Raw genomic sequence first — 3,340 nt, 5'->3', positions numbered from 1 at the left:
TTTGTGATTCATGACTGGGGTGAAGTCGTAACAAGTAACCGTAGGGAACCTGCGGTTGGATCACTCCTTACCTTAAAGAACCTGCCTTTGTAGTGCTCACACAGATTGTCTGATGAAAAGTAAATAGCAAGGCGTCTTGCGATTGAGACTTCAGTGTCCCCTTCGTCTAGAGGCCCAGGACACCGCCCTTTCACGGCGGTAACAGGGGTTCGAATCCCCTAGGGACGCCACTTGCTGGTTCGTGAGTGAAAGTCACCTGCCGTCATATCTCAAAACTGACTTACGAGTCACGTTTGAGATATTTGCTCTTTAAAATCTGGATCAAGCTGAAAATTGAAACGACACATCTTAAATGGTGTGTTCGAGTCTCTCAAATTTTCGCAATCAGAAGTGAAACATCTTCGGGTTGTGAGGTTAAGCGACTAAGCGTACACGGTGGATGCCCTGGCAGTCAGAGGCGATGAAGGACGTGCTAATCTGCGAAAAGCGCCGGCGAGGTGATATGAACCTTTGACCCGGCGATGTCCGAATGGGGAAACCCAGTGCAATTCGTTGCACTATCGTTAACTGAATACATAGGTTAACGAGGCGAACCGGGGAACTGAAACATCTAAGTACCCCGAGGAAAAGAAATCAACCGAGATTCCCCCAGTAGCGGCGAGCGAACGGGAGCAGCCCAGAGTCTGAATCAGCTTGTGTGTTAGTGGAAGCGTCTGGAAAGTCGCACGGTACAGGGTGACAGTCCCGTACACGAAATGCACAGGTTGTGAACTCGAAGAGTAGGGCGGGACACGTGGTATCCTGTCTGAATATGGGGGGACCATCCTCCAAGGCTAAATACTCCTGACTGACCGATAGTGAACCAGTACCGTGAGGGAAAGGCGAAAAGAACCCGGCGAGGGGAGTGAAAAAGAACCTGAAACCGTGTACGTACAAGCAGTGGGAGCACCTTCGTGGTGTGACTGCGTACCTTTTGTATAATGGGTCAGCGACTTATATTCTGTAGCAAGGTTAACCGTATAGGGGAGCCGAAGGGAAACCGAGTCTTAACTGGGCGTTAAGTTGCAGGGTATAGACCCGAAACCCGGTGATCTAGCCATGGGCAGGTTGAAGGTTGGGTAACACTAACTGGAGGACCGAACCGACTAATGTTGAAAAATTAGCGGATGACTTGTGGCTGGGGGTGAAAGGCCAATCAAACCGGGAGATAGCTGGTTCTCCCCGAAAGCTATTTAGGTAGCGCCTCGTGAACTCATCTTCGGGGGTAGAGCACTGTTTCGGCTAGGGGGCCATCCCGGCTTACCAACCCGATGCAAACTACGAATACCGAAGAATGTTATCACGGGAGACACACGGCGAGTGCTAACGTCCGTCGTGAAGAGGGAAACAACCCAGACCGCCAGCTAAGGTCCCAAAGTCATGGTTAAGTGGGAAACGATGTGGGAAGGCACAGACAGCCAGGATGTTGGCTTAGAAGCAGCCATCATTTAAAGAAAGCGTAATAGCTCACTGGTCGAGTCGGCCTGCGCGGAAGATGTAACGGGGCTAAACCATGCACCGAAGCTGCGGCAGCGACACTATGTGTTGTTGGGTAGGGAGCGTTCTGTAAGCCGTTGAAGGTGGCCTGTGAGGGTTGCTGGAGGTATCAGAAGTGCGAATGCTGACATAAGTAACGATAAAGCGGGTGAAAAGCCCGCTCGCCGGAAGACCAAGGGTTCCTGTCCAACGTTAATCGGGGCAGGGTGAGTCGACCCCTAAGGCGAGGCCGAAAGGCGTAGTCGATGGGAAACAGGTTAATATTCCTGTACTTGGTGTTACTGCGAAGGGGGGACGGAGAAGGCTATGTTAGCCGGGCGACGGTTGTCCCGGTTTAAGCATGTAGGCGGAGGTTCCAGGTAAATCCGGTACCTTTTAACGCTGAGGTGTGATGACGAGGCACTACGGTGCTGAAGTAACAAATGCCCTGCTTCCAGGAAAAGCCTCTAAGCATCAGGTAACATCAAATCGTACCCCAAACCGACACAGGTGGTCAGGTAGAGAATACCAAGGCGCTTGAGAGAACTCGGGTGAAGGAACTAGGCAAAATGGTGCCGTAACTTCGGGAGAAGGCACGCTGATATGTAGGTGAAGCCCCTGCGGGTGGAGCTGAAATCAGTCGAAGATACCAGCTGGCTGCAACTGTTTATTAAAAACACAGCACTGTGCAAACACGAAAGTGGACGTATACGGTGTGACGCCTGCCCGGTGCCGGAAGGTTAATTGATGGGGTTAGCGGCAACGCGAAGCTCTTGATCGAAGCCCCGGTAAACGGCGGCCGTAACTATAACGGTCCTAAGGTAGCGAAATTCCTTGTCGGGTAAGTTCCGACCTGCACGAATGGCGTAATGATGGCCAGGCTGTCTCCACCCGAGACTCAGTGAAATTGAACTCGCTGTGAAGATGCAGTGTACCCGCGGCAAGACGGAAAGACCCCGTGAACCTTTACTATAGCTTGACACTGAACACTGGTCCTTGATGTGTAGGATAGGTGGGAGGCTTTGAAGTGTGGACGCCAGTCTGCATGGAGCCGTCCTTGAAATACCACCCTTTAATGGCTGGTGTTCTAACGTAGACCCGTGATCCGGGTTGCGGACAGTGTCTGGTGGGTAGTTTGACTGGGGCGGTCTCCTCCCAAAGAGTAACGGAGGAGCACGAAGGTTAGCTAATCCTGGTCGGACATCAGGAGGTTAGTGCAATGGCATAAGCTAGCTTGACTGCGAGAGTGACGGCTCGAGCAGGTGCGAAAGCAGGTCATAGTGATCCGGTGGTTCTGAATGGAAGGGCCATCGCTCAACGGATAAAAGGTACTCCGGGATAACAGGCTGATACCGCCCAAGAGTTCATATCGACGGCGGTGTTTGGCACCTCGATGTCGGCTCATCACATCCTGGGGCTGAAGTAGGTCCCAAGGGTATGGCTGTTCGCCATTTAAAGTGGTACGCGAGCTGGGTTTAGAACGTCGTGAGACAGTTCGGTCCCTATCTGCCGTGGGCGCTGGAGAATTGGAGGGGCTGCTCCTAGTACGAGAGGACCGGAGTGGACGCATCACTGGTTTCGGGTTGTCATGCCAATGGCACTGCCCGGTAGCTAAATGCGGAAAAGATAAGTGCTGAAAGCATCTAAGCACGAAACTTGCCCCGAGATGAGTTCTCCCTGAGACTTTAAGTCTCCTGAAGGAACGTTGAAGACGACGACGTTGATAGGTCGGGTGTGTAAGCGCAGCGATGCGTTGAGCTAACCGATACTAATGAACCGTGAGGCTTAACCTTACAACGCCGAAGATGTTTTGGCGAAGAGACAG

The 3,340-nt window shown here is 52.2% G+C and carries 1 tRNA gene and 1 rRNA gene; both read left to right on the top strand.

The features are described 5' to 3' along the window. Positions 1-155: 155 nt before the first annotated feature. Positions 156-230: transfer RNA gene (locus tag PI91_RS02415), tRNA-Glu, on the top strand. A gap of 182 nt (positions 231-412) precedes the next feature. Next, positions 413-3,308: ribosomal RNA gene (locus PI91_RS02410) — 23S ribosomal RNA — on the top strand. Positions 3,309-3,340 lie beyond the last annotated feature (32 nt).

The organism is Enterobacter sp. FB (assembly GCF_000805795.1).
Lineage (GTDB): Bacteria > Pseudomonadota > Gammaproteobacteria > Enterobacterales > Enterobacteriaceae > Enterobacter > Enterobacter roggenkampii.
The sequence above is the reverse complement of the archived record's forward strand: the minus strand, read 5'-3'. Positions and strand labels throughout refer to the sequence as shown.